29 protein-coding genes are annotated in these 23,741 nt (G+C 63.6%); 15 read left to right on the top strand and 14 right to left on the bottom strand.

Going from position 1 to position 23,741, the window contains the following annotated elements; all coding sequences use genetic code 11:
* Nucleotides 1-169: 169 nt before the first annotated feature.
* Both CSQ91_RS06710 and CSQ91_RS06705 read right to left on the bottom strand, forming a co-directional pair.
* A complete protein-coding gene (locus CSQ91_RS06710) occupies nucleotides 170-1,657 on the bottom strand; it encodes an MFS transporter (RefSeq protein WP_275041796.1) in 1,488 nt (495 codons plus the stop codon).
* A 127-nt stretch (nucleotides 1,658-1,784) separates the two neighbouring features.
* Entirely contained in the window at nucleotides 1,785-2,369 is a 585-nt protein-coding gene (locus tag CSQ91_RS06705) for a GNAT family N-acetyltransferase (RefSeq protein ID WP_180278361.1), read from the bottom strand.
* Nucleotides 2,370-2,466: 97 nt separating this feature from the next.
* Between CSQ91_RS06705 and CSQ91_RS06700 the strand changes: the two genes are divergently transcribed.
* The 3 genes from CSQ91_RS06700 to CSQ91_RS06695 all read left to right on the top strand — a co-directional run bounded on the left by CSQ91_RS06700 (nucleotide 2,467) and on the right by CSQ91_RS06695 (nucleotide 4,035).
* Nucleotides 2,467-3,348, top strand: coding sequence for a LysR family transcriptional regulator (locus tag CSQ91_RS06700; protein WP_176375614.1), 882 nt, complete (start codon nucleotides 2,467-2,469; stop codon nucleotides 3,346-3,348).
* A gap of 100 nt (nucleotides 3,349-3,448) precedes the next feature.
* Nucleotides 3,449-3,580 carry a hypothetical protein gene (locus CSQ91_RS29135; protein ID WP_257217242.1) on the top strand — a complete coding sequence of 44 codons (132 nt, stop codon included), beginning with the start codon at nucleotides 3,449-3,451 and terminating at the stop codon, nucleotides 3,578-3,580.
* On the top strand, nucleotides 3,577-4,035 hold the full coding sequence (locus CSQ91_RS06695; protein WP_099387763.1) for a hypothetical protein: 459 nt from the start codon (nucleotides 3,577-3,579) through the stop codon (nucleotides 4,033-4,035). Before CSQ91_RS29135 ends, CSQ91_RS06695 begins: the two co-directional genes overlap by 4 nt.
* Before the next feature lie 3 nt (nucleotides 4,036-4,038).
* On the opposite strand, the gene CSQ91_RS06690 is transcribed toward CSQ91_RS06695, so the two are convergent.
* Nucleotides 4,039-5,094 carry an NAD(P)/FAD-dependent oxidoreductase gene (locus CSQ91_RS06690; protein ID WP_099387762.1) on the bottom strand — a complete coding sequence of 352 codons (1,056 nt, stop codon included), beginning with the start codon at nucleotides 5,092-5,094 and terminating at the stop codon, nucleotides 4,039-4,041.
* A gap of 17 nt (nucleotides 5,095-5,111) precedes the next feature.
* The gene (locus tag CSQ91_RS06685) at nucleotides 5,112-5,657 is read right to left on the bottom strand and encodes a GNAT family N-acetyltransferase (RefSeq protein ID WP_099387761.1); all 546 of its coding nucleotides are present in this window, start codon (nucleotides 5,655-5,657) and stop codon (nucleotides 5,112-5,114) included.
* A 76-nt stretch (nucleotides 5,658-5,733) separates the two neighbouring features.
* On the opposite strand from CSQ91_RS06685, the gene CSQ91_RS06680 reads away from it, so the two are divergent.
* The 7 genes from CSQ91_RS06680 (at nucleotide 5,734) to CSQ91_RS06650 (ending at nucleotide 9,780) form a co-directional block, all read left to right on the top strand.
* A complete protein-coding gene (locus CSQ91_RS06680; protein ID WP_257217241.1) occupies nucleotides 5,734-6,942 on the top strand; it encodes a citrate synthase in 1,209 nt (402 codons plus the stop codon).
* Nucleotides 6,943-6,987: 45 nt separating this feature from the next.
* Nucleotides 6,988-7,470, top strand: coding sequence for a MarR family winged helix-turn-helix transcriptional regulator (locus tag CSQ91_RS06675; RefSeq protein WP_052140589.1), 483 nt, complete (start codon nucleotides 6,988-6,990; stop codon nucleotides 7,468-7,470).
* A 31-nt stretch (nucleotides 7,471-7,501) separates the two neighbouring features.
* Nucleotides 7,502-7,954 (top strand): PaaI family thioesterase, encoded by a 453-nt coding sequence (locus tag CSQ91_RS06670; protein ID WP_034787481.1) that lies wholly within the window; start codon nucleotides 7,502-7,504, stop codon nucleotides 7,952-7,954.
* Nucleotides 7,951-8,388 (top strand): GNAT family N-acetyltransferase, encoded by a 438-nt coding sequence (locus tag CSQ91_RS06665; RefSeq protein ID WP_099387760.1) that lies wholly within the window; start codon nucleotides 7,951-7,953, stop codon nucleotides 8,386-8,388. Before CSQ91_RS06670 ends, CSQ91_RS06665 begins: the two co-directional genes overlap by 4 nt.
* Before the next feature lie 209 nt (nucleotides 8,389-8,597).
* A complete protein-coding gene (locus CSQ91_RS06660; RefSeq protein ID WP_099387759.1) occupies nucleotides 8,598-8,837 on the top strand; it encodes a hypothetical protein in 240 nt (79 codons plus the stop codon).
* Nucleotides 8,838-8,918: 81 nt separating this feature from the next.
* Nucleotides 8,919-9,326: a hypothetical protein gene (locus tag CSQ91_RS06655; protein WP_143450964.1), complete on the top strand. Its 408-nt coding sequence runs from the start codon at nucleotides 8,919-8,921 to the stop codon at nucleotides 9,324-9,326.
* 82 nt (nucleotides 9,327-9,408) lie between these two features.
* Nucleotides 9,409-9,780, top strand: coding sequence for a hypothetical protein (locus tag CSQ91_RS06650; RefSeq protein ID WP_099387757.1), 372 nt, complete (start codon nucleotides 9,409-9,411; stop codon nucleotides 9,778-9,780).
* Nucleotides 9,781-9,802: 22 nt separating this feature from the next.
* Here CSQ91_RS06650 and CSQ91_RS06645 read toward each other — a convergent pair whose 3' ends face one another.
* On the bottom strand, nucleotides 9,803-10,759 hold the full coding sequence (locus tag CSQ91_RS06645; RefSeq protein ID WP_230521626.1) for a tyrosine-type recombinase/integrase: 957 nt from the start codon (nucleotides 10,757-10,759) through the stop codon (nucleotides 9,803-9,805).
* Between the two features lie 284 nt (nucleotides 10,760-11,043).
* Between CSQ91_RS06645 and CSQ91_RS06640 the strand changes: the two genes are divergently transcribed.
* On the top strand, nucleotides 11,044-12,054 hold the full coding sequence (locus CSQ91_RS06640; RefSeq protein WP_257217240.1) for a DNA-binding protein: 1,011 nt from the start codon (nucleotides 11,044-11,046) through the stop codon (nucleotides 12,052-12,054).
* A gap of 130 nt (nucleotides 12,055-12,184) precedes the next feature.
* On the opposite strand, the gene CSQ91_RS06635 is transcribed toward CSQ91_RS06640, so the two are convergent.
* Genes CSQ91_RS06635 through CSQ91_RS06620 form a run of 4 tightly spaced genes read right to left on the bottom strand, consistent with a single transcriptional unit; the run spans nucleotide 12,185 to nucleotide 14,256 of the window.
* Nucleotides 12,185-12,580, bottom strand: coding sequence for a GNAT family N-acetyltransferase (locus tag CSQ91_RS06635; protein WP_180278360.1), 396 nt, complete (start codon nucleotides 12,578-12,580; stop codon nucleotides 12,185-12,187).
* Between the two features lie 54 nt (nucleotides 12,581-12,634).
* On the bottom strand, nucleotides 12,635-13,186 hold the full coding sequence (locus tag CSQ91_RS06630) for a hypothetical protein (RefSeq protein WP_070279570.1): 552 nt from the start codon (nucleotides 13,184-13,186) through the stop codon (nucleotides 12,635-12,637).
* A complete protein-coding gene (locus CSQ91_RS06625; protein WP_099388591.1) occupies nucleotides 13,183-13,617 on the bottom strand; it encodes a DUF1801 domain-containing protein in 435 nt (144 codons plus the stop codon). Before CSQ91_RS06625 ends, CSQ91_RS06630 begins: the two co-directional genes overlap by 4 nt.
* A gap of 30 nt (nucleotides 13,618-13,647) precedes the next feature.
* Complete coding sequence (locus tag CSQ91_RS06620) at nucleotides 13,648-14,256, bottom strand: hypothetical protein (RefSeq protein WP_143450963.1); 609 nt, start codon at nucleotides 14,254-14,256, stop codon at nucleotides 13,648-13,650.
* 196 nt (nucleotides 14,257-14,452) lie between these two features.
* Here CSQ91_RS06620 and CSQ91_RS06615 point away from each other — a divergent pair, with 196 nt between their 5' ends.
* Nucleotides 14,453-15,361, top strand: a complete 909-nt coding sequence (locus tag CSQ91_RS06615; protein WP_052140583.1) for a VirK/YbjX family protein — start codon at nucleotides 14,453-14,455, stop codon at nucleotides 15,359-15,361.
* A gap of 138 nt (nucleotides 15,362-15,499) precedes the next feature.
* Nucleotides 15,500-16,852: a serine hydrolase gene (locus tag CSQ91_RS06610; RefSeq protein ID WP_099387752.1), complete on the top strand. Its 1,353-nt coding sequence runs from the start codon at nucleotides 15,500-15,502 to the stop codon at nucleotides 16,850-16,852.
* Nucleotides 16,853-16,855: 3 nt separating this feature from the next.
* On the opposite strand, the gene CSQ91_RS06605 is transcribed toward CSQ91_RS06610, so the two are convergent.
* The 3 genes from CSQ91_RS06605 to CSQ91_RS06595 all read right to left on the bottom strand — a co-directional run bounded on the left by CSQ91_RS06605 (nucleotide 16,856) and on the right by CSQ91_RS06595 (nucleotide 20,362).
* On the bottom strand, nucleotides 16,856-17,209 hold the full coding sequence (locus CSQ91_RS06605) for a hypothetical protein (RefSeq protein WP_143450962.1): 354 nt from the start codon (nucleotides 17,207-17,209) through the stop codon (nucleotides 16,856-16,858).
* The gene (locus CSQ91_RS06600; protein ID WP_099387750.1) at nucleotides 17,206-18,774 is read right to left on the bottom strand and encodes an EAL domain-containing protein; all 1,569 of its coding nucleotides are present in this window, start codon (nucleotides 18,772-18,774) and stop codon (nucleotides 17,206-17,208) included. Before CSQ91_RS06600 ends, CSQ91_RS06605 begins: the two co-directional genes overlap by 4 nt.
* Before the next feature lie 91 nt (nucleotides 18,775-18,865).
* A complete protein-coding gene (locus CSQ91_RS06595; protein WP_099387749.1) occupies nucleotides 18,866-20,362 on the bottom strand; it encodes an MFS transporter in 1,497 nt (498 codons plus the stop codon).
* A 63-nt stretch (nucleotides 20,363-20,425) separates the two neighbouring features.
* Between CSQ91_RS06595 and CSQ91_RS06590 the strand changes: the two genes are divergently transcribed.
* The gene (locus CSQ91_RS06590) at nucleotides 20,426-21,322 is read left to right on the top strand and encodes a LysR family transcriptional regulator (protein WP_249936065.1); all 897 of its coding nucleotides are present in this window, start codon (nucleotides 20,426-20,428) and stop codon (nucleotides 21,320-21,322) included.
* 2 nt (nucleotides 21,323-21,324) lie between these two features.
* On the opposite strand, the gene CSQ91_RS06585 is transcribed toward CSQ91_RS06590, so the two are convergent.
* The gene (locus CSQ91_RS06585; RefSeq protein ID WP_092604883.1) at nucleotides 21,325-21,894 is read right to left on the bottom strand and encodes an XRE family transcriptional regulator; all 570 of its coding nucleotides are present in this window, start codon (nucleotides 21,892-21,894) and stop codon (nucleotides 21,325-21,327) included.
* Between the two features lie 103 nt (nucleotides 21,895-21,997).
* Here CSQ91_RS06585 and CSQ91_RS06580 point away from each other — a divergent pair, with 103 nt between their 5' ends.
* Nucleotides 21,998-22,528 (top strand): GNAT family N-acetyltransferase, encoded by a 531-nt coding sequence (locus CSQ91_RS06580; RefSeq protein WP_099387748.1) that lies wholly within the window; start codon nucleotides 21,998-22,000, stop codon nucleotides 22,526-22,528.
* A gap of 13 nt (nucleotides 22,529-22,541) precedes the next feature.
* On the opposite strand, the gene CSQ91_RS06575 is transcribed toward CSQ91_RS06580, so the two are convergent.
* Entirely contained in the window at nucleotides 22,542-23,726 is a 1,185-nt protein-coding gene (locus tag CSQ91_RS06575) for a low temperature requirement protein A (RefSeq protein WP_370385423.1), read from the bottom strand.
* Nucleotides 23,727-23,741 lie beyond the last annotated feature (15 nt).

The following is a 23,741-nucleotide window of genomic DNA, read 5'->3' as shown; positions in this document are numbered from 1 at the left end:
CTGCTGACCTCGCCCGCCATCGCGCGCACCTACTTCGACAGCATCACGGCACCGGCCAAGGATTTTACCTTGGTGAAACGCGCCGGACACGACCCCAACCAGGCCGTGCACGACGCCCAATGGACGGTCTTGCGCGACAAGGTGGCGCCGCAGCTGGTGCGCTGAACCATCAAATCGCGCAGACCGCGCGGCGCGCCCGCAGATGCAGATGGCGGATGGTGGCGGCTGCCAGCATCAAAATGGCAGACGCCGTGGCCAGCACGACAATAAACGCCTTGTCAAAGGCCGAGCGGGCCAGTTCCGACACTTGCAAGCCCAGTTCGGCCGGCAATTGCTCGGCGGCCAGCAGCGCCGCATCGAGGGTGTCATGGGCATTCGGCAACAGGCCCGCGCTTTCCGGGATGACCAGGGTGGCGCTGTAGACGGCCGACAAGATGGTGCCCAGCACGGTCACGCCGATCACGGCGCCCAGCTCATACGAGACTTCCTCGATCGAGGCGGCCATGCCCGCTTGCTGTGGCGCCACGTTCAGCATGACGGCGCTGGACGCGGCCGTCATGACGGCGCCCAGGCCCAGACCCAGGATCACCAGGCTGGCCACTTGGGCCGAAACGGCGGCGTCATGCAGCACCAGATACGATGCCATGCCGATACCGGACAGCAGCAGCGAACCCCACAGTACCTTGGCCTTGTCGGCGCGTGGCAGCATGAAACCCGTCAATGGCCCGGCAAACACGGACGCCAGCGGCAGCGGCAACAGCAGCAAGCCCGCTTCCAGCGGCGACAATTCACGCACCAGCTGCATGTGCTGGCTCAGCGCCAGTTCCATGCCGATCAGGGCGGCGGACGCCACCATGGCGGCGGCCACGGCGCTGGAAAACGGCAGTTCGCGGAACAGGGCGAAGTCGATCAGCGGCTTGGCCTGGCGCTTCTGGCGGCGCACGAATTTCAGCATGAAGAAGGCGCCCACGGCAAACGAGGCGGCGGCCAGCGCATACGACGGCTGCGACTTGCCCAGCTCCTTGATCGCATATACGCCACCAAGCAGGCCCATCATGATTTGCAGCGAGCCCTTCAGATCCCACGGCTTGTCGCGGTTACCGGCCCGTTTCGGCAGCACGACGGCGGCCAGCACCAGGGTCAGCAGTACGATGGGCACGTTGATCAGGAAGACGGAACCCCACCAGTAATGTTCCATCAGGAAACCACCGAGCACGGGGCCAAACGCGGCGCCGCCGGAAGCGATGGCCGCCCACACGCCGATGGCGAACGAGCGCTCGCGGTTGTCCGTAAAGGTCAGGCGGATGATGGACAAGGTGGCCGGCATCATCAAGGCGGCGCCGATGGCCAGCAGCACGCGGGCAAAGATCAGCCACTCCGGCGCGGGCGAAAACGCGGCGCACAGCGAGGCGATGCCGAACACGGCCAGGCCGGCAAGGAAAACGGGTTTGTGGCTCAAGCGGTCACCGAGGGTGCCGAGGCCGGGCAGCAGACCGGAGACGACCAGCGCGTACACGTTGATGATCCACAGTTTTTGCGAAGAAGTCGCTTGCAAGTCGCGCGTCAGCGCAGGCAAGGCTGTGTAGAGCACGGTCATGTCGACCACGATCAGGAACAAGGCGCTGGAGACGATGGCCAGCGTCAGCCATTTTTTCATTGGATGCATAAACAACTCATGGATTTAGTATAACTTTTAACAACTATCGGTTTGGATGAATTTGGTGCTGCGCAAATATTTACGTTCCAGGCTGCCACGGGCCTGGGCTTGGCGGGGGCGGCGGGCGTCAGCCACGGTCGCCATCCTTGTCATCCACGGCGGCGGTTACCGCTGGCACGTCGAGTTCGCGCAGCATGACGACGGACACTTGCTTGAAGCCGCGGCCCTGGAAGAATTGTTGCGCCGTCAGGTTGTGCGCGCCGCATTCGAGGAACAGACGGGCGATGCCGTGGCTGCGCAGCTCGCCGGCTACCCACTCCACCAGCTGGCTGCCGATGCCGCTGCCGCGCACGGAGGGCAGCAAGACCAGGTCGTCCAGCGCGGCGAACGATTTCGAGGCGCGCTGGCGCGTGTCTATCGAGACGAGTGCCATGCCGACGATATCGTCGCCGGAAGTAGCGACAGCCAGCAGGGTCGAATCGCCATGTGCCCAGTCATGCGACAGGGCGGCGCGGATTTCGCCACGGATCACTTCAGGCAAGTCCGCGCGCCAGTTGCCGGGCGCATCGGCGCGCTCGCCCTGCAGCTCCGAATGGGAGATATAGTCGGCGCTGACGTTATCAAGGTAGAGCTTGCACAGCGCATCTTCGGCGGTGGCGTCGTGACACCAGCTGAAGCTGATGGCGGGGGTATGGGCTTGAGCGTTTTTCATGGCGGATCTCGTGTTGTTGAAAATGTAAATGCATTTTATGTCGCCCCTGAATGGCATTCAAGTTAAAATCCATCTGTAAAACAGATAGGTGAATGCCATGCAATGGACTTTGGAACAAATGCGCTACTTCGAGGCGGCCGTCGCGGCCGGGTCTTTCTCGGGCGCGGCGCGCCGGCTGGGCCGCGCGCAATCGGTGGTCAGCACCTCGATCGGCTTGCTGGAAGCGGAATTCGGCGTGGAACTGTTCGACCGTTCGCGCCGCAGCGCCGTGCTGACGGAAGCGGGCAAGGTGATGCACCTGGAAGCGTGCGAATTGCTGCGCCAGGCCGAGCGATTGCAACTGCGGGCGCAGCTCTTGAGCGAGGCGCCCGAAGCCCAGCTGACCCTGGCCCTGGACGAAGCCCTGCCCTACCTGGCCATCGGCACCCTGGTGAAGGAATTGGCGGCGCGCTACCCGGCGCTGGAACTGGTGATGCTCAACGCCACGGCGTCCGAGGTGGCGCAATACGTGGAGCAGCAGCAAGCCGACGTGGCTTTTCACTTCGACCGCGGCCCCATCTCCCCCGTGCTGGAACAGCAGCACATCGGCAGCGTGGCGCAAGGCGTGTTCGTGGCCAAAGGCCATGCGATGGCCCACGGCCAGGAAGTGAGCCGCAACGAGCTGACCCGCTACCGCCAGCTGATCATGGACTCCGAGCTGAACCGCGAACACGCCTTCAGCCCCGCCGTCTGGTTTTCCGACAGTTTTTACAGCATCGCGGAAATGGTGGCGGACGAGCTGGGCTGGGCGATTCTGCCCCTGAACATCGCCAACTACGACAATTACAAAGGGTATCTGCAGGAAGTGCCGTGCCCTGCCCTGGCTTTGTCGCGCCTGCCCGTGCGGCGACTGTCGATTCATGGCAAAAAACTCAGCGAGACGAGTTTGTGGCTGACGACGAGGCTGGCGGAGTTGCTGGCGGATGGGCCGCGGGGCTAAGGCGTGCTGCGGTCGTCCTGGTCATTAAATGAAGGAAAAGCTGGCGCGGGCATTTCGATGGCATGAGAATATAGCCAAAAGATGAAACAAAGGAAACAGCATGGATTTCAATTGGCACGGCGGCGATGGCGCCGCCAAAACCATGGGCGATGTCGCCGATGAATGGACGCGTCGGCATCATCCAGCCGGTGATGCGCAAATAAACACAATAAGTACTGAAAGAATTACATGATGCACTCAACCGTCGTCAACAACTGGTTCAGCATGGCGAAAGACGATGCCGTGGAGATTGATCCCGACGACATCAATCACGAAGCGATGACCAATATGTGGAGCTTTTCGCCCACGGACGAGGAAACGCCGCAGATTCATGCGGCCGATATCGTTGCCTTCATGGAAGAATTGATCGCGGCCCGCAGCAGCGCGCTCGTTGGCGAGGAGATGCTGTTCTATTGCTGGCACGATGCGCAATGCCGCCAGTTGCGCTTCAGCCTGGTGTCGCGCTCGCATGGCCGGTTGCCGTTTCGCTGCGAGGTGCGCGAAACGCAGGATTTGTCTCTGATCGCCGACCGGGTGGTGAACGGGGATTGGCGCAACGAAGATTTCATGCAGGCCCCGTCGGAGGAAGGCGATGAGCAGGAGCAAGCACCGTTCATCCTGCCCGTGTTTGTGGCGCCGGTGCCTTAGGAATCAGCACGCCAGAAAGCGCGCGGGCCGGCAAGCTTCCAGGGCCGGCGCGGGCTGGCCAGTGACGATTTCCCCGCTGGCAAGCTGGCCCACGATGGCCGCCAGCACCACGCCAGGATGCATGGCGCATACGTATGCTCCTTCCACCTGCGACAGGCAACCGATGATGGGCACGCCATCGACGGGCATGGGGCGCAGGCCGACAGCGGCAAATTCCGGCGCAACGGCCTCGGCACCGTCCAGTTCATTGCGGATCGCACTGGCCGTGCGCTGCACCATGGCGGCGGGCTGGTTTTCCGGCGCCTCGTCCACATAGTCTTCCGCCGCCAGCATGGTGCCATCCTCGGCTTGCCGCACTTCCATTGCATGGCTGGAGATGATGCCGCGCACGAGGCCGGGCGGCGCCGTGTAGCGCAGGAAGATGGCGGGCGAGGCATGGATGGGCAGGCTGGCACCCAGTTTCTGCGCCAGCACAGCGGTACCCGTGCCTGCCGCCAATACGATCACATCCGCATCGATGACGCCCGTGGCCGTTTCCACGCCTGTCACCTTCGCGTCCCGGACCACAAAGCCCAGCACGGGCGTGTGCGTGCGCACGGTCGCACCCTGCGCCTGGGCCGCTGCCAGCAACGCATGCGTGGTGGCAACGGCATCGAGGGCGCCCTGCTCCGGCTCGTGAACGGCCTGTTCCGGCGGCTGCCTGAGATGTGGCTCAAGCTGGGTGATGCGCGCGCGATCTGCCAACATGGATTCGGGCGACACGCGCCCATCCTGCGTGCCATACGACAAGGCGCCATGCCAGCGCACCGTCAAGCCTGCCACCTGCGTTTCCAGCTGGCGCCAGGCGGCGATGGCGCCACCGCGCAGGGCCGCGATGGGGTCCGGTCCGGCGCAGGAGGTGTTAATCCAGGCAAACGACGTGCCCGTCACGCCGGAAGCGATGCCGCCCGCCTCGACCACGGTGACGTTTGCCCCCTTGCTGGCCAGGTGATACGCGAGCGAGGCGCCGACGATGCCGGCGCCGATGACGACGATGCGTTTTGGGGTTTTGTGATTCATGTTTGGTAACTTTGGTTTTATGGCAGGACAGAGTCTACCCCAGCCGCCTGCAAATCCAGTGCATAGGCATGGCCATCGACAACGTTGCCTTCCACGATGGCAATATCGGGCACGGCCATTCCCTGCACGAAACCGCAGCGTTCCAGCACGCGGATCGATGCCGCATTGCCGTCGATGGCATAGGCGCACAGGCTGGCCAGCCTCCATTCGTCTTGCGCCAGGGCGATCAGGTGGTTCAGCGCGGCCGTGGCCAGGCCCTTGCCCGCTTGCTGCTGCCCGATGCGGTAGCCGACTTCGGCCACGCCTTGCTGCAGGTCAATGTCCTTGAGGTTGGCGCGGCCGATCAATTGCCCCTGCTCGCCGACGATGACGCACGGGTGCATGCGGCCCTGTGCGTGCTCATCCAGGAATTGCGCGACGTGGGCATGGATGCCGTCAACGCTGTAAAAAGCGTCCGGGCGCCGGTCGATATGGCGCTCGAACCAGGCCCGGTTGGCTTGCTCGAATGCCAGTAACGGGGCGGCGTCGTCCGGACGCAGGGTGCGTATGGTAAATGTGCTCATGGATACTCCGGGAAAGGCATGAGTCTAGTGACGCGCCACCCGGGCCGTCAATCTTGATTCCATCAATCAATATAAAGTGACAAACGCTACAATGGCCGCCATGAACAACGATCTGTCCGCTCTTGACGCGGCGCGCCTGCTGGGCGTCAGCCTGCCTACCCTGTATTCCTATGTGAGCCGGGGCTTGCTCGCTTCCGTCAGCAATGGAACGTCGCGCCGCAAGCGCTATCCGCAGGAAGACGTGCTGCGCCTCGCGGCGCGCAAGAATGACGCCAAGCGCGGCGGCCAGACGGCCGTGGCTGCCATGCACTGGGGCTTGCCCGTGCTGGAGACGCGGATTTCCCACATCCTCGATGGCCGATTGCTGTACCGGGGCTGCGATGCGACAGCGCTGGCCCGGCACGCGACCCTGGAAGCGGCCGCAGGGCTGCTGTGGGACGATGGCGCAAGCGATTATTTCCGGCAAGACTCGCCTGCCCTGCCGCAAGGGTTGGCCAGCGGGCAAGATGCCACGCCGCTGGCGCGCGCCATGCTTGCCATGGCCATGCTGGGGGCCAAGCCCGCCCCAGCGGCCATGTTGCAATATGGCCCCGAACTGATGCGCATCCTGGCCGCCGCCCTGCTGCAGACGGCGCCGTCCGCCTTGCCGCTGCACCATCAGTTGGCCAATGCGTGGAACGCCGACGCGGAGCAGGCTGAATTGCTGCGCGCCGCGCTCGTGCTGCTGGCCGACCATGAATTGAATGCGTCGACCTTTGCCGTGCGCTGCGTCGCTTCGACGGGCGCCAGCCTGCCGGCCGCGCTGGGGGCCGGATTGGCGGCCTTGTCCGGTGACAAGCACGGCGGTGGCAGTGCGGCCGCCAGGCGCATGTTGACGCAGGCGCTTGGCGCGCCAGATGCCAGGGATGCCAGGGCCGCCATCGGCAAATACTACGCGGCCATCGCGCCGGAATTCGCCGGCTTCGGCCACCCGCTGTATCCGCATGGCGATCCGCGCGCCGCGTATCTGCTGGAGCGCTTGTCGGCGCTGTCGCACGCGCATCCGCAACTGCGCGCCATCCTGGCCGTGTGCGTCACGGCAGGCGAGCTGCTCGATACCAGGCCGAACGCCGACCTGGCGCTGGCCGCGATGGAGCTGGCGTTCGGCTGGCCAGAAGGCGCGGGCATGAGCGTGTTTGCACTGGCCCGTTCGGCCGGCTGGATCGCGCATGCCGCTGAGCAAGCCGCCAGCGCGGCCCTGATACGGCCGCGAGCCCGCTACATCGGACGCTACCAGCGCGACTGACAATACCTGCTTGATTTATTACGCATACGTAGTAGTATACTCCGCATGCGTACCAATACTGACCTCCCCGATACAACCGCCGCCTGCCCGCTGGGCGAGCGTTCGCCGCGCCTGTTCAATCTGCTTAACCTGGCGCGCCAGAACCTGTTCCGCTCGGCCGATGCCGTCTTCAGCAGCGAACTGGGATTTTCCGGCACGCAAGTCGTCGCCTTGTTTGCCCTGAAGGGCGAGGAAGGCTGCCAGTTGAAGGATCTGGGGCGCGCGCTGCAACTGAAAAACTCGGCCGTCACGGGCCTGGTGGCGCGCATGGAAGAAAACGGCCTGATCGTGCGCGGCCAGTCGGCGCTCGACGCGCGCGCCGGCACCCTCCACATGTCGCCCAGGGGCGGCGAGGTGCTGGCCGCCGCCCTACCCCTGCTCGACAGCCTGAATGAACAACTGAAACAAGGTTTCAGCGAAGAAGAACTGGCCGTCGTGGCCCGCTTCCTGCTGCACGCCTCGCGCCTGCGTTTTGCGCAGGACGTCTGACCCATCCCACATCACCACCACAGGAGTTACCATGCACCCCAACGACATGACCGGCTTGCAACTGATGCAAGCTTTCGCGCAAGGCCTGTTCCCCCGGCCCGGCATTTCCAAGACCATGCCCATGGATGCGCAGACGGTCGAGCATGGCCGTGTCATCTTCACGGCGACGGCAAATGAAACGCACACCAATCCCATGGGCGGCGTGCACGGCGGTTTTGCCGCTACCGTGCTCGACACGGTCACGGGTTGCGCCACGCACACGGTCTTGCCGGCCGGTGAAAGCTACGGCACGACGGACCTGAACATCAAGATGTGCCGCCCCCTGCCCTTCAACGTGACGGTCTACGCTGAAGGCAAGGTCATCAATGCGGGACGCAACCTGGTCATTTCCGAGGGCACGATCCGCGACGAAGCCGGTAAAGTGTACGCGCACGCGACAGCCACCTGCATGATCATCCGCCCCCGGGAACAAGCGGCCGCATGATACGGCCCGGCAGCATCGCGGAAGCCTGGCACGTGCTGCAGGCGATACCCGAATTCGACCAGCGGCGCAGTCTGGCGCAGTTGCAGGAGCGGCTGCCCGCCAGTGCGCTGGTGCTCATCGCGGAAGCGGACGGCCAGCCCGTCGGCTGCAAGCTGGGATATGCCGCCGAGGATGGCTCCTTGTATAGCTGGCTCGGCGGCGTGCTGCCCGCGCACCGCAAAACGGGACTGGCGCAGCGGCTGCTGGAAGCCCAGGAAGCCTGGGCCAACGCACACGGCTTTGCGGCCGTCACGGTGAAATCGATGAACCGCTATCCCGCCATGCTGCGCGTGCTGATCCGCAATGGATACCAGATACGGTTGGTGGAGCACTTTGGCGATCCTACAAGGGAGCGCATTCATTTCATCAAGCTGCTGTCCAGGAACGCCTCGTAAAACCACTTTCCCGTTTTTTGCTTTTCAAAAAATCAACAATGCCATACATGGCAAACATATTCGGAGAGACTGACGAACTGCGTTGAAATTCTGTCCTGAAGACTTAGGCTGAGTTCGGCCAAAAGCAGAAAAAACAAGGCATATGCGTCACCCACCAACAGCGGCACTCGGCCATTTACAGACGAAGATAAAGCGCGAATCTACATCATATGAACGAGCATACAAATTCTGAAGTTCACATAACACTTACTGCTGATGAGGCCCTTGTTTTATTTGATTTTTTGAGGCGCTACTCTGATTCAGGCCAATTGGACATAATAGACCAAGCAGAACAAAGGGCGCTCTGGAATTTGTGCTGCATTTTTGAGAAGAAATCTGTAGCTCCATTTAATATGGAATATGGTCAAGCGCTGTCAAAAGCTCGGGCGCAATTGCGTGACGAGGAATAATTTCGGATGGTCGCCACCGACCGCAACCGACCTGAAGCGGCCCCGATGTGGGCATCGAGCAATCACTGAAACTGAATGCAAATGTTGAATAAGAAACTTTTTGATGCTATCGCATCTGCGGTGGACTTGGATGACCCTGCAGAGCAATTTTTAGCTCAGCAATTCATGATTGAGGCGATAGAACGCGTGACTTCACAATTGCCTGAGGTTGCCAAGTCAGCCGCAGCTGTGGCGACTCGATTCATCACCGGCGCGGCGACGGCTGAGGAAGTCATTGCTGAGCGAGTGCGCCTCTGGCGAGCAATTGAAGGGCGCGATCAATCGGAGGAGCCAGACGTTTTGAAAATAAGAACTGCCATCTGCGTGTTGCATCCTATGGATATGGGCGTTTCTGCCGAAACATTGGAGTACTTTTTTGTGTTTTGGCAGCAAGGAGGCTTGGCGCAGGCTGAGCTTAATGCCGCTGTTCAAAACAAGTATGGCATTTGAGGCGGCTTCAGCCGGCCAGGAGCGGATGTCCGAACCTGACGTGGCAAGAGGTCATGCATTTTAAATTTACACCAGAGGTTGCATGCGCCATTTTCAAAGTGGAAGCTATTTTACGGCTTGTCTGAACATTCGACCAACGCTGTCATTCGAAGCAACTGTTGTCGTTCTGGCCCAGGCACTTGGCATCAGATTCTCGCCTGACCAGGAAGGGAAATACGAGGAATACCCGGCGTATCGCGCCTTCGCGCTTGGACTGGAAATCGCGCTATTGGCGCCTCCGCCGCTGGATTTAGACACGCGGGAGATACGCGACAACTGTTTTCAGCTAATTATCGATACCTGCGCGGACGTATCCGACGGCGGTGCGGACGTTGATCTGAGCGCTCTCATTGCGGCGCAATTAAGCTCCGCTACCGAGTTGGAAATGGAGCGTAGCGAAGTAGCATCTACGTAATACCGGAGGTTGCAAGGCGCCCTCAGCCCGCCGGCTTCCTCTTCGCCTTCAACAAACTCCCCGCCGCATTTTCCTCGAAGCGGCCCGCCTCTTCTATATAGCCATGCACGGTGCCGTCGTGGCGCCAGCCGCCCTGGCGCTTGATGGCCTGGAAATCGGCGCCGGCCCGGTGCGCGCTGGTGGCCATGCCGCGGCGCAGGCTGTGGCTGGACAATTCCGGCACGTAATCGAGCGCCGCCAGCCTGGCGCAGCCTTCGAGTATCGTGTTGATGCTGCTCGCGTGCAGCGCCTTCACGCTCACATGACCCCACTGATTCACGGTGCGCAATAGCGGCCCCGTGCGGATGTGCGCCGCGGCCAGCCAGGCGCGCAAGGCCGTGGCCGGACAACAGACGCCGTCGCCGAACGGGATCGCCTTGACGATGCCCTCGCCCAGCTGGTCCGTTTTCGAGCGTGGCAGGGTGATCACCATGCCCTGCGGCTCCCAGCTCACGTCTTCCACAGTCAATCCCACCAGTTCGCTGCGGCGAAAACCGCCAAAAAATCCCAGTTGCAGCAAGGCGCTGTCGCGCAAGGCCTTGACGCTGCCCAGCGCGGCCAGCCTGGCGACGATCAGCTCCAGGTCTTCCAGCGGCAGGGCCTTGGCCTTCTTCTTCGGCTTGCCGTGCAGGCGGGCGATGCCGGCCAGGGTCTTGCGCACGGTGGGCGTGGACGCAGGGTCGGCAAAGCCCTGGTACACATGCCATTGCGACAGGGCTGTCAGGCGCAGGGCCAGGGTGCGCGCGTTCAGGCTGTCCGCATATGCCAACAGATAGCGGATGACGGTGGACTCGTCGGCGGGCAACGCCCCGCCCCAGGCCTGGAAGTGGCGGATGGCGGAACGGTAGGTGCGGCGCGTGTTGTCGGACGTGGCGGCGGCAAGAAACGCCTGGTGACGCGCGGCCAGCTCGGCATCGATCAGGGCGCCGTGTAACGGCACAGGAGCCAAGGCGGCGCTTTTGGGCGCGGAGACACGGCGTTTGGAAAGGGGCAAATCGGGCATGGAGTCGCTGAAATCGGGCTGGTGTACTGGGAAATACGCAGAATACCATGCAAACCACCCCCATAACCCGCGATAAGCAATCTTATCGAGACTTATATTTTACAAAAATCATGAAAATTTATATCGTAACATTATCCAATATTACGTATCATGTAATACGTTACTAAATTTCGCTCATAGGTGGTTTTATGGCCCGTACCGGCATTCTGTACTCTGATGTTATGAAAGCAGCCCAAATCGTCGCGGCCGATGGGCGCAATCCCACGGTCGACAGCGTGCGCGAAGCGCTGGGCAGCACGGGCAGCAAGAGCACCATCGCTCCCCTGTTGAAGCGCTGGAAGGAAGAGTTCCAGGGCGCGGGCGCCGTGAAAACGGAGGCAGGCTTGCCGGCCGAGCTGATGGAGGCGATGCGCGGCGTCTATGAGAAGCAGCAGCGCGACGTGGCGCAGCAGCTGGAAACGGGCATGCAGCAGAACCGCGCGGAACTCGACGCGGCTTTGGCGCAACTGAAGAAGACGGAAAACGAACGCTTGAAACTGACGGAGGCGCGCGCCGCCCTCACCCAGGAATTGCGCGCCACCCAGCATGCGCTGGCGCAATTGAAGGAAGAGCACCATTTCCGCGCCGTCACCCTGGCTACCTTGCACAGCGATAACGCAGGCTTGACGCAACGGCTGGCCGACCGGGGCGAGGAAATCGCGGCCCTGAACCGCCAGTTGGCGCAGGTGCGCTCGCAGTTCGACCATTACCAGGAAGCGGCCGCCGCGCAACGCAGCGAGGAACGGGCGCAGGCGCAGCAACAAATCAGCCGGCTGGAACAGGACAACGCGCAGCTGCAGCAGCGTTTGCAGGGACAGCAAGCGACCTTGGTGCAACAGGACATGCGCCTGGCGCAGTTGCAGGCGGAACACGCGCGCCTTGCTGACGACGCGGCGGCAGACCGCGAAGCACTAGCCACCGTACGCCCCGAGCGCGACCAGTTCGAATTTCAGTATCTGCAGGCGGCCGCGTCGGCCGATGCCCTGCTTGCCAAGCTCGATACGGCCCTGCTGGCGCTGAACGACGCCAAGGTGGCGCTGGCCGCGCAAGACCGGCAGCTCGACATGCTGGCGGAAAATGGGCAAGCATCGCAGCAGAAAATGGAAGCATTGGCGCAGGAGAGAGATGGTTTGCTGCGCGACAATGCCGGCATGGCGGCAAGGCTGGCCCTGCTTATGGATAGCAAAGCGTGATGTTTGAGCCCGTCCAATAGCCTGGGCTCTAAATGATGGCACCAGGACGGGCATCGCCAGCTTTCAAGGCCTGCCACATTATTTCGCCTATCCCATGACGGCGGACGGCGACGAGTATGCGCAGCATGCCTCACTGCCGGTAGCGCACCCGTATCCACGCGCCGATGGCGTCCACGCCGCTGTCTTCCGCATCTTCGACCCAGCCCGCGCGCGCATAAAAGCGCCGCGCGCCCGTATTGGCCAGCTGCGTCTTCAGGCTCAGACGGGGACCGAAGCGCGCCACGACGGCCGCCAGCAGTTGTGCGCCGATGCCCATGCCGCTGTGCGCCGGGTGCACGTACAGGTGGTGCAGGAAGTAATCGGGGGCGTCGCCCGTGTACACGGCGGCAAAACCGGTGACGATGCCGCCGCATTCAGCAACGAGGAGCTCTTCGCCCTGCGTTGCCGTCGTGAAAGTGGCGCTGCCGGCGACAGGGCCGAAGGCGTCGTGCCCGGCCAGGGCCAGGATGGCGGTGCAGGACTGCATGTCCGTGCTGGCGTAGGGGCGAATCAGGCACATGGCTGGCGTACTATCCATTCCTTACAGGCGGCGGTTCAGCACGCTGTCGATATCGTGGGTTTTCAGCTCGACCTGGACCACGCCGTCTTGCAGCCAATAAGCGTCGCCTCCCCGTCGCAGCGCATCCATATCGAGCGTGCCCAAGGCCGGTGGGATGGCGCCGGCAAGCAAAGCCGCCACCTCGTCCCATGCCGCATACGACAGTTTCAGATACCAGCCGTCGTCGTGGGCAAAGGCGAGAAAGCGGCTGCGCAAGGCTGGCAGCGGCGCGAGCGCGCCACGGTGGTCCAGCATCGCGGCCACGCCTGTATCCGGGGAAGCGGGCGGCATGCCCTGCCAATCGGCCCAGGCATGGCTGCCGCAGGCAGAGATATCTTCCTGCACCAGGGCTGGCAATTGCTGCCGCGCCAAGGTCTGGTAGCTGGCAGGTTTCCTGGCCGTCCCGGCGCTGCCCTTGCGCAGCACGATGCCGCCAGCCTTGCCGAGGGCAGGAATAAAATCCTTGAATTCGATGCCGGAAGCGACCAACATGCGCTCGGCCGGATCGTGCCAGATATACAGATAATGTCTCAAGTAGAATTCCGTTTTGGTTTCGGCGCCGTATTCAGCGCCACGGCGGCGCGTATCAGCGCCTTGAATGCCGCGGTATCGAGGTGGGCGCCTTCGTGCAGGTCGATGGCCCGGCGCGTGTTGCCGTCCAGGCTGGCATTGAACAGGCCGGCCGGGTCGGGCAAGACGGCGCCCTTGGCGAAGGTGAGTTTCACGGCCAATTTATAGGTTTCGCCCGTGCAAATCATGCCCGCATGCGACCAGACGGGCACGCCGCGCCATTTGATTTCCTCGACCACTTCAGGATCCGCCTGGCGTATCAGCGCGCGCACGCTGGCGAGGGTTTTGCCGCGCCAGTCCGCCAGCGAGGCGATTTTCGCATCGATCTGGCTGGCGGCCGATGCGGTGTTGGTCGCCTCTTCATGGGGCGGCGTGCCCGGTTCTGCTTTTTTCATGGCTGGCATCTCCTTCAATGCGCACACGCCTTACTGCGCAGGGCTGGCCATGCAGGCGACCAGCGTAGCGATGAACTGGTCGCGCAAGGCCTGGTACTGCGCATCCGTCGCGAATTCCCGCTTGTCTGCCGGCTGATTGAGCAGATAGGCGGTAGCGACCGTCCCACTGGCGTCATGCAGCAGCGTGTACAGACTGATCACGCCGGACGATTGCGTGATATTCGGGTTATTCAATCCTAGCACTTCCACGCCCTGGCGCGTGTCCGTTTCCAGCGGCACCAGCTGTGGCGGCTTGCTAGTGGCTGACATGTGCTGCATTTGCGCCACGATGGTGTCGCGGTCGGCGGCAAACCTGCCTTCGGCGCTGCGTTCGATCTTCAGATTCACGAACGGCAAGCTGCTCTTGTGGAACAACATCAGCCGGTAGCCATCGGCCACCGAGACCTGGCCCTCTCCCGTTGCCAGCTTGACGCTGCGCGTCGTCACGTGCGCGGGCAAGCGGTCCTGCTGCCTGAACTGGAATTGGCTGCGGTTGATGCATTGCGCCAGGGGCCCCAGGGGATCGGCCGTGCGGTCTTGCGCCTGGGCGCCCAGTGCGGCGGCCAGCATGGGAATGGCAAGCAATTGGCGGTGATTCATGGGCGCCTCAGTGATTAATCAGGCAAGCAGAATAAAGCCCGTGTCGCCGGCGGGCAATGATTTAGTTGTCATCCTCTAAATGTTGGCCACGGGTGGGCCGGCATCAGGTTTCTTAATATGAAATTCACCTGGCCCACGTAGCATTCAGATTGGCAAGGCTCTCATTGTGCAGCGCCTGCCATTTTCCGGCTGAACCATGAATGACATCGCTTTACCCCTGCGCCACGGCGCCGCCCTGCCACACCCTGCCAGCGGACACCGCCTGAAAGCGGCGCTGGGCGCCCTCTTCTTTCCCCGCCAGCGCACGCGCTGGCAAGCCTTCCTGGGCAGCATGCCCGGCTTGAGTTCCCTGGCGCAATTGCATCCTTGTTTGCGCTTCAAGATTTACCGCCCGTACGCATCGCGCCAGCTCGGTTGCACGGATCGCCTGGCCTTGCTGGAAGGGCATTACCGCTTCCTGTGGCAAGCGGGCGCCCGCGCGCTGGTCGAGCGGGCCGCGCGCCAGCCCGTCGTGCTGGCCGCGTTCGAAGGCAAGGATGCGGCGCTGTACCGCCTGCAGCTGACGGCCATCCACGACAGCTACCGCGAAGGCGAACTGTGCCTTCGCCTGACGCGCGATGGCCAACCCTTCTACCTGGCCAGCTTTTTGTTCGTGCCACGCGCCGATGGCGTGTCCTTGCAGCTGGGCGCGCTGCAAGGCTTGCGCTCGGAAGCGGGCAAGCTGGCCGTCAAGGAGGCCACGCGGGCGCTGCACGGTTGCCGCCCGAAAAACCTGATGGTGACGGCCTTGCGCGATTTCGGCGATTTTTTTGCCTGCAATAACGTGTTTTTGATCAGCAATGACAACCGCATCGCCCTGAATGCCCGGCGCCGGCGCCATATCGCCGCCGACTACGACTTGGCATGGCAGGAATTGCACGCCTTGCGCATGCGCGACGGCAATTATCACCTGCCCTGCGCTCCCTATCGGGTGCCGGACCTGGCCGACGTGCCGTCGAAGAAACGGGCCGACGCGCGCCGGCGCGGCGAATTACTGCAAAGCATGGCCAGCGGCATGCGCGCGCAGCTGGCCTGCCTGCTGGAAGCGCCGCTGGCTGAACATTGAGCAAGCGCAAGCCTTGCCATACCGACAGCCATAAAACTCAGGCAGCCTTCATGTTGGGGCCGTATCCTTCAGCAGGCATGCCAGAGACCTTATCCAGGCACCGGCGTGCATTCGATCCACTCTGGACAAGGTTTCCCCATGACACCCACTTTCGCCCTTCTTCCCCTTTGCCTCGCCAGCAGCGCCGCACTTGCCGCCCCTGCCCTGGACAACGCCGTGCGCCAGCGCGCGGAAGAGCTGACGCGCACGGGCATGCACGCCAGCATCGTCATTGCCGTGATCGACGGCAAGGACAGCGCCGTCTACGGCTTTGGCAGCATTCATGCCGGCAAGAGCGCCAAGCCGGGCGCCGATACCGTCTACCAGATCGGTTCCATTACCAAGACCATGACGAGCTTGCTGCTGGCCGATGCCGTCGTCGAAGGCAAGGTGAAACTCGACGAGCCGGTGGCGGCATTATTGCCGGGCTATACCGTGCCTGCCTTCGACGGCAAGACGATCAGCCTGCTCGACCTGGCCACGCATTATTCCTCGCTGCCGCGCCTGCCCGACAACTTCGTGCCGAAGGACCCGGCCAATCCGTATGCCGATTACACGGCAGAAAAACAGCGGCAGTTTCTTGCCGCCTACCACCTGCCCCACGCGCCGGGCACGGCATTTGACTATTCGAACATCGGCTATGCCGTGCTGGGCACGGCCCTGGCCGCACAGGCCGGCACCAGCTATGAAGCCCTGCTGCACTCGCGCATCGCCGTGCCGCTGGGCATGCGTTCCACCACGAACACGCCTTCGGCCGGCATGCTGGCGCGCCTGGCGCCCGGCCACCTGCTGTCGGGCGAGCTTACGCCCGCCTGGGATTTGAATGTGGTGGCGCCGGCCGGCGGCGTGTATTCGAGCGCGCGCGACATGGTCGCCTACCTGCAAGCGTACATGCACAGGCCGCTGCGCCCGTATGTGCTGGCGATCAAGCCGCAGCTGCCGCTGGCGCCCGATAGCGATACGAAAATCGGCCTGGCCTGGCTGCTGGAGCAGCAACAGGACCATGCATACGCCTGGCACAGCGGCCAGACGGGCGGCTACGCCAGCTACGCGGCGTTTACGACGGACGGCAAGCGGGGCGTGGTGGTGCTGACGAACACGGCGCGCGACGTCGATGCGCTGGGCTTGTCCGCCCTGCTGCCCGGCACGCCCCTGCCGCCGCTGAAAAAGCCGCAAGCCGCCATCGAAGTGCCGCGCGCCGCGCTGGCCGAGTATGTGGGCGAGTATCCGCTGGACAAGAAATTCACGTTGACGGTGACCTTGGGCAAGCATGGCTTGGAAGCGGCCGGCACGGGCGTCGGTTCCGCTCCCTTGTTTGCCAGCGCGAAAGACCAATTTTTCTTCCGCGCCATCGACGCGGACCTGGCATTTACCCGTGATGCCGCGGGCAAGATCGCCAGCGCCGTCCTCAAGCAAGGCGGACAGGACGTCGTCTTGCCGCGCAAACCGTAAAACTCAGGCTGCCGGGTCTTGCATGAATTGCTCGACCCGGGCGACAAACGCCGCCTTGCTGCGCGTGCGAAACTCGCCGAGGAAGGCGTCGCTGCCCTGGACGATCTTGCCGTGCCGGTCGTATTCCACCTTGCCCATCTCCAGCACGAATTCGCCTTGCGGATCGTCCTCAGGTTCAAAATGCGAATTGAAGCAGTAACCCGTGTCGCGGCAGCTGCCCCACAGCAGCAGCGCGCTGCTGAACCACTGCATGGTCTCCGGACCCGGGGCCAATTCGAACAGGGTGTTGACGGTGATGTGCCAGCCGCCCGGTACGCGCAGCGGCTGCAATGGGTAGGGAAAACGTGGCTGCTTCATGTGGAAGATGGCGCGCGGCGCGCCCCGTAGAAGGCGAGGAATTCGGCGGCCGGCAGCGCTTTCGCAAACAGCCAGCCCTGGCCGAATTCGACTTTGCGTTCCAGCAGATAATCGGCTTGCTGCTGCGTTTCGATGCCTTCGGCCACGATCAGCATGTTCAAGGTGCGGGCCATGTCGATGATGTGCGGCGTGACGCTGCTGGTGGCCGCATCCGTGCCGATGGTGTCGACAAACGATTTGTCGATTTTCAAGGCATCGAGCGGCAGGTTTTGCAGGCTCGACAGGCTGGAATAGCCGGTGCCGAAGTCGTCGATGGCCACGGCATGGCCGCGGGCTCTGGCCTTTTCGATGGTGGCGCGGGCCGCTTCCACGTTGATGAAACCCCGCTCCGTCGCTTCCAGCCAGATCTGCTGCGCCTCGATGCCGCTACCGTCCAGCGCGCGTTCCAGCACGTCGAGCACCCGGCCCGTTTCGATATCGCTGGCGCACAGGTTGATGGCGATGTGCAGTTCGCGGTCGGCCAGCAGCGCGGCGCGCATGTCGGCGATGACGCAATCGATGACCTGGTCCGTGATGGGCAGAATCAGCTCGCCTTCCTCGGCCACGGGAATGAACAGGTCGGGCCGTATCATGCTGCCGTCGGGACGGCGCCAGCGTATCAGCGCCTCGGCGCCCACGCACACGCCCGTATCGAGCGCGATGATGGGTTGATAATGGACAAAGAATTCGCGCCGGTCGATGGCGATGCGCAATTCTCCCATCAGCGACAGGCGGCGTCGCGACAGCCACACGACGATGCCGACGATGAAGGCGGCCATCAGCAGGCCCAGCGGCAAGAGCAGCAGCTGTTCGCGCCGCAGCCTGTCGTTCAGCTTGCTACGTGGCTCGATCATGACGGCCGTCAAGCCATCGCGGTACAGCATCGCATGGATGCTGTCATCCGGAGTGGCGCCGTCCGCCGCCGGCAGGCCGGCAAGCAAGGCTTGCACCTGCGCTGGGTCCGGATGGTGCAAGGTGTCGAGCACGCCTTCCTTGCCGATGGCCACGGCTATCTGGATGTCGCTGTCGACAATGACGTCGGAAAAGCGCACGGGATCGATCAGCACTTTATAGGCGCGGTAAGTCAGTCCCACCATGCGCTTGCCGCCGCTGACGACGGGGCGCAGGTTGAAATCGATGCCCATGCCATTGTCCAGCGTGAAGTCGGCGGGCGTGATGGCGATGCGCTCTTCCTCGAGTCCGGTCGAGGTGCACTTGAGCAAGCCGTTTTCCACATAGCCGATATCGTCGATGCTGCGCGTGGTGATGGTGATGCGGCGCAATTGCTGGATATGGGCTTCCGAACACGGCGCCAGGTCCAGCGCATCGGCGCTGCGCAGGGCCATGCTGGCCGAGGCGATCGACCGGTGGGCGCGTTCGAGCGCGTAGCCGGCCAGCAGGCGCAGGCGTTCCTGCTCGCCCTGCTCGGCGCGCACGGACGACAGATAGAAGGCCAGGCTCAGGGGCGCGGCCACGCCGATGACTGCGACCAGCACGCTCGTGACGATAATGCGTTTTCTGCGCATGCAATTCCCGCGGTAGTTATATGATTGCCATGTATTGCTCGATGGCATCATATTACAAGCAGAGGCCGTGTACCTGAATATTGCTGAACAGTTACAATTTTTCCAGCGGCCGCGCCAGCACGAACACCAGCGCCGCCACCGTGGCCGCCAGTCCGCCAGCCAGGTACAGCACGCTGGCAAAGCCATCGATGAAGGCGTGCCGCGCCGCTTCCTGCGCCACGGCCTGCATGGCGGGCGGCAGCTGGCCGAAGGCCTCGGCCGCATTGCCGGCGACGATGCGGCCGATCATCTCGGGCGACGCCTTCAGGCCGTGCAGCCACGCCAGCTTCTCGAACGAGGTGGCCGTGCGCATGGCCAGCACGGCGCCCAGCGCGCCCACGGCCAGCACGATGCCGACAAAGCGCGTGGTGGTGCTGATGCCGGAGCCCATGCCCGTGCGCTCGCGCGGGATGCAGGCCAGGATGGCCTTTTGTGTCGTGCCATTGAGCAATCCCGCCCCCGCGCCCGTGACAATCATGCCAGCCGCCACCCAGCCATACTGCAGGCTGGCGGCGGCAAAGGCTGTGGCCACGTTGCCGACAGCGACGATCAGCAAGCCCGTCACCAGAATGCCGCGGTCGTCCAGATGGCGCATGGCGCGTGGCGCCAGCCGCGACAGCACCACCATGGCGACGGCAAACGGCAGCATGGCGCAGCCGGCCAGCACGGCGGAAAAACCGAAGGCGTTCTGCAGATACAGGGGTAAAAAGGTCATCATCACCTGCGCGGCGATGGCATAGCCAAACATGCCCAGCACGGCGCCGACGAACACGCGGCGGCCAAACAGGGATAAATCGACCATCGGGGCACGCTGGCGCCGCTCCACCAGCACGAACACGGCCAGCAGCGCCGCACCCGCGACAAAGCGCAGCACGGTGGCGCGGCTGGACCAGCCCGCCACGCTGGCGTCGATCAGGCCCCAGATGATGCAGAACAGGCCGGCGGAGAATAATGCCGCGCCGAGCGGGTCGAAGCTGGCGTTGGACGCGTCCTTCGATTCCTCCACATGGCGCTGCACCAGCCACATCAGGATGGCGACGACGGGCAGGTTCAGGTAGAAAATCCAGCGCCAGTTGATGGCGCTCGTGATCAGACCGCCCAAGAGGGGCGCCACCGTCATGGCCACGCCCATGGCCGCGCCCCACACGGACCAGGCGCGCGCCCTCTCCTTTTCCGCATGAAAGGTGTGGCCGATGACGGCCAGCGCGGAGGTCAGCAGCAGCGCGGCACCGAGGCCCTTGACGGCGCGCGCCACGTTGAGCACGAACGGCGTCCACGCCAGGCCGCACAGCAGGGACGCCAGCGCGAACACGGCCAGACCGAACAGCATCACCCTGCGCCGTCCCAGGCGGTCGGCGATACTGCCGGCGGGCAACAGGAACGAGGCGAACGCCAGCATGTAGGCGCTGACTACCCATTCCACGTCGACGAAGCTGGCGTTCAGCGAGCGGGCGATCGAGGGCAAGGAGACGGCCACGACGTTGGTGTCGAGCATGATCAGGGCGCACACGCCCGAGCACGTATATAAGGTCCAGTTGGTATTCTTCATGCCTCGATTGTAAGCAGGCTTGTATTATTTCCTGTTATAAGATGATCGCCTTATAATTCACTGATGGTGAATACAGACAAAGACATGGAATTGCGGCATTTCCGCTGCGTGCTGGCCGTGGCGCACAGCCTGCACTTCGCGCGGGCCGCCGCGGAACTGGGCATTTCGCCGCCCGCGCTGACCAAGCAGGTGCAGGAAACGGAACAGCTGCTGGGCACGCGTTTATTCCAGCGCAGCAAGCGCGCCGTGGCCCTGACGGCCGCCGGGGAATTGTTCGTCATCGAGGCTGCGCGCGCGCTGGCACAGCTGGCGCAGGCGCAGGAAGTGGCGCGGCGCGCGGGACGGGGCGAACTGGGACGCCTGGAAATCGGCTATGTCGCATCAGCAGCTTACTCAGGCGTGCTGCAAGACCAGTTTGCCCGCTTTCGCGCCAGCCACCCCGGCATCCACATCGGTGCGCGCGAATACGCGATGGATACCCTACCCGGCCTGCTGGACCAGGGCCGCGTCGACCTGGCCTTCGTGCGCCCGCCCCTGCGCTTGCCGGACGGACTGGACAGCGTGGTCTTGCTGCGCGACCGCTTCGTGCTGGCCGTGCAGGCCGACAGCCCATTGGCCCTGTTGGATGTGGCGGTGCCGGCCGCGCTGGCGCAGCAAGCATTCATCGTGCCGGAACAGGAATTGGGAACCTTGGAAGCGAGCCGGCGCGGCGGTTTTGCGGCGCAGGTGGTATCGCGCCCCGGCAGCCTGGTGGCCGTGCTGACGGAAGTGTCGCTGGGCGTGGGTTGCGCCATCGTGCCCCATTCGGTGATGGCCAGCGTGCAATTGCCCGGCGTGGTGTTCCGCGAACTGGCAGGGCCGCAGATCAGCTCGGAAATCGCCGTGGCCTTCCGCCGCCACGAACAGGCGCCCGCCGCGCGCGCCTTCATTGCCCAGCTGCGCGCCGCGGCGCTGGCTTGACTTCAGCCATTCTTCAATACGGCCACGGCGTAGGTGCAGGCGGTGGCCGTTTCATTGCTGAACACGCAGTCGGCCGGCGGCCCCAGTTCCAGGCAATCGCCCTCGTCCAGCACGTGGCGGGTCTCCCCTTCAAGGAAGACGAGGCTGCCGCTGAGCGACCATATGAGTTGCCGCCGCGCCACATAGGCGGCGGCCGGCATGGCCACCACGGCGCCCGGCGGCAAGCTAATGTGCACGAGGTCGAGCGGCATGTCGGACGCGGGCGACACGTGCCGCCGCACATAGCCGCTCTGCGGGTCGATCCACACGGGTTGTTCAGCCTTGCGCAGCAAGCGCCCCGCACGCATCTCGGCGCGGGCGATCAGTTCGGACATGCTCAGCTCGAAGGCGCCCGACAGGCGCGCCAGCAAGGTGGCCGTGGGGCTGCAGTCGCCCCGCTCCACCTTGTGCACCATCGCGCGCGATACGCCCGAGCGGGCCGCCAGTTCCGTCAGCGACCAGCCCAGGTTTTCCCGCTCGAGGCGCACCCTGGCGCCGATGCGCTGGTTCAATTCGTCTGGTTTAGTGGACATATATTGGATTTCATTCCGGCTTTCATTCGGATTTTATTGGACAAGGCGTGAGAGGCAATCTATGATTTGTCCATTATAGTGGACGACTAGGAAGGAGAGCAACATGCAGGTACGCGATGCCCATGCGGGCGACATCGAGGCCATCACGGCCATCTACAACGATGCCGTCAGCCATACCCTGGCCATCTGGAATGAACGGACGGTCGATGCGGCCAACCGCGCCGCCTGGCTGGCCGACCGCCAGCGGGCCGGCTATCCCGTGCTGGTCGCCATCGATGCGGAAGGAAATGTCGCTGGCTACGCCGCGTTTGGCGACTGGCGCCCGTTCGAGGGTTTTCGCCATACGGTCGAGCATTCCGTGTATGTGCGCGCCGATCGCCGCGGCGCCGGTGTCGGCAAGGCCTTGATGGTGGAATTGATCGCGCGGGCGCGCGGCTTGGGCAAGCACGTGATGGTGGCGGGTATCGAAGCGGGCAATGCCGGCTCGATCGCCCTGCACAAGCAGCTGGGCTTCGAGGAAGTGGGCTTGATGCGCCAGGTGGGCACCAAGTTCGGCGCCTGGCTGGACCTGGCATTCCTGCAACTGCAGCTCGATGCGCGCAGCGATCCGGACGACATCACGCCGCCCGGCTGAGGGAAAACCGACGTCAGGGATCGATATCCGGTGGCGGACGGCGCAGCGCCATATGTTCCCACACGGCCACCAATACCAGCACGCAGCTGGTGATGCAGGCCAGGGTCAGGGGCGCATACAGCCGTCCATACGCCATCGGGATCAGCGCCAGGATGATCAGGATGCCCAGCAGATGCGACAGCGGCGGCGCGGCGCGCTCGCTGCTGACCCATTTGAACAGCGCATTGCCCAGCAAATACAGGATCGGGCCGCCCAGCAAGGCGCTGATGCCGGCGAAGCTCGCCTCGTCCGGATGCACGAGGGCCAGCTCATCGGCCACGGCGGAAACGATCACGCCGCCCACGATCAGCACGTGGATATACGTGTAAGCCTTGCGGGCGATGCGGCCCGGGTCTTTCGAGTGGGCGATGCGGTGGTGACCCGCCTCGGCGCCCGTGTCGAAGTAGATCCACCACATGGCGATGCTGCCGACCAGGGCCGACAGGAAGCCCAGCCAGTTGCTGGCCGTCCATTCCAGGCCGGCGAAGGTGGCACCCGTCACCAGCAGCGATTCACCGAGGGCGATGATGACGAACAGGCCGCAGCGTTCGGCCATGTGGCCGCCATCGACATCCCAGTCGGCCGTCGTCGAGCGGCCCAGGCCCGGCAGGCCGAACTGCATCCAGGGACCGGCCAGGTCGATCGCCAGTGCCAGCACCCACCAGAAGATGCGCTGCTCGGGCGACGCGACGCCGCCGGCGATCCAGAAGATACCGGACAACACGGCCCACAGGGCGATGCGCTGGAAATTGCGGCGGCGCGACAGCGCTTCATGGCGCACGGCCCACCAGGCGAACAGGGGACGCCCCACCTGCATGGCGACGTAGGCGCCCGCGAACGCCAGACCCCGCGTGCCGAACGCCTCGGGGATCGAAGCGGACATGATCAGGCCGCCCAGCATCAGCGCAAACAGGCTGATGCGCACGGGAATGCGCTCGGGGTCGAGCCAGTTGGTGATCCACGACGTGAAAATCCACACCCACCAGACGGCCATCAGCAGCAGCCCCGTCTGCAGCCAGCCCATGGCGCTCAGGTGCGCCAGCAAGCCGTGCGACAGTTGCGTCACGGCAAACACGAACACGAGATCGAAGAACAGCTCGATCATGCCCACCTTGCCGCTGTCCTGCCCGCCGCGCGTGCGCAACAGCGATTTTGTCAATTCCATAGCTACTCT

Source organism: Janthinobacterium sp. BJB301 (assembly GCF_002735685.1).
GTDB lineage: Bacteria > Pseudomonadota > Gammaproteobacteria > Burkholderiales > Burkholderiaceae_D > Janthinobacterium > Janthinobacterium lividum.
This window is presented reverse-complemented; position numbering and strand designations above follow the sequence as displayed.

Coding starts and splice junctions, on each gene's coding strand:
- CSQ91_RS06710 (WP_275041796.1), bottom strand. CDS start 1,657: ATGAAAAAATGGCTGACGCTGGCCATCGTCTCCAGCGCCTTGTTCCTG.
- CSQ91_RS06705 (WP_180278361.1), bottom strand. CDS start 2,369: ATGAAAAACGCTCAAGCCCATACCCCCGCCATCAGCTTCAGCTGGTGT.
- CSQ91_RS06700 (WP_176375614.1), top strand. CDS start 2,467: ATGCAATGGACTTTGGAACAAATGCGCTACTTCGAGGCGGCCGTCGCG.
- CSQ91_RS29135 (WP_257217242.1), top strand. CDS start 3,449: ATGGATTTCAATTGGCACGGCGGCGATGGCGCCGCCAAAACCATGGGC.
- CSQ91_RS06695 (WP_099387763.1), top strand. CDS start 3,577: ATGATGCACTCAACCGTCGTCAACAACTGGTTCAGCATGGCGAAAGAC.
- CSQ91_RS06690 (WP_099387762.1), bottom strand. CDS start 5,094: ATGAATCACAAAACCCCAAAACGCATCGTCGTCATCGGCGCCGGCATC.
- CSQ91_RS06685 (WP_099387761.1), bottom strand. CDS start 5,657: ATGAGCACATTTACCATACGCACCCTGCGTCCGGACGACGCCGCCCCG.
- CSQ91_RS06675 (WP_052140589.1), top strand. CDS start 6,988: ATGCGTACCAATACTGACCTCCCCGATACAACCGCCGCCTGCCCGCTG.
- CSQ91_RS06670 (WP_034787481.1), top strand. CDS start 7,502: ATGCACCCCAACGACATGACCGGCTTGCAACTGATGCAAGCTTTCGCG.
- CSQ91_RS06665 (WP_099387760.1), top strand. CDS start 7,951: ATGATACGGCCCGGCAGCATCGCGGAAGCCTGGCACGTGCTGCAGGCG.
- CSQ91_RS06660 (WP_099387759.1), top strand. CDS start 8,598: ATGAACGAGCATACAAATTCTGAAGTTCACATAACACTTACTGCTGAT.
- CSQ91_RS06655 (WP_143450964.1), top strand. CDS start 8,919: ATGTTGAATAAGAAACTTTTTGATGCTATCGCATCTGCGGTGGACTTG.
- CSQ91_RS06650 (WP_099387757.1), top strand. CDS start 9,409: ATGCGCCATTTTCAAAGTGGAAGCTATTTTACGGCTTGTCTGAACATT.
- CSQ91_RS06640 (WP_257217240.1), top strand. CDS start 11,044: ATGAAAGCAGCCCAAATCGTCGCGGCCGATGGGCGCAATCCCACGGTC.
- CSQ91_RS06635 (WP_180278360.1), bottom strand. CDS start 12,580: ATGCAGTCCTGCACCGCCATCCTGGCCCTGGCCGGGCACGACGCCTTC.
- CSQ91_RS06625 (WP_099388591.1), bottom strand. CDS start 13,617: ATGAAAAAAGCAGAACCGGGCACGCCGCCCCATGAAGAGGCGACCAAC.
- CSQ91_RS06620 (WP_143450963.1), bottom strand. CDS start 14,256: ATGAATCACCGCCAATTGCTTGCCATTCCCATGCTGGCCGCCGCACTG.
- CSQ91_RS06615 (WP_052140583.1), top strand. CDS start 14,453: ATGAATGACATCGCTTTACCCCTGCGCCACGGCGCCGCCCTGCCACAC.
- CSQ91_RS06610 (WP_099387752.1), top strand. CDS start 15,500: ATGACACCCACTTTCGCCCTTCTTCCCCTTTGCCTCGCCAGCAGCGCC.
- CSQ91_RS06605 (WP_143450962.1), bottom strand. CDS start 17,209: ATGAAGCAGCCACGTTTTCCCTACCCATTGCAGCCGCTGCGCGTACCG.
- CSQ91_RS06600 (WP_099387750.1), bottom strand. CDS start 18,774: ATGCGCAGAAAACGCATTATCGTCACGAGCGTGCTGGTCGCAGTCATC.
- CSQ91_RS06595 (WP_099387749.1), bottom strand. CDS start 20,362: ATGAAGAATACCAACTGGACCTTATATACGTGCTCGGGCGTGTGCGCC.
- CSQ91_RS06590 (WP_249936065.1), top strand. CDS start 20,426: ATGGTGAATACAGACAAAGACATGGAATTGCGGCATTTCCGCTGCGTG.
- CSQ91_RS06585 (WP_092604883.1), bottom strand. CDS start 21,894: ATGTCCACTAAACCAGACGAATTGAACCAGCGCATCGGCGCCAGGGTG.
- CSQ91_RS06580 (WP_099387748.1), top strand. CDS start 21,998: ATGCAGGTACGCGATGCCCATGCGGGCGACATCGAGGCCATCACGGCC.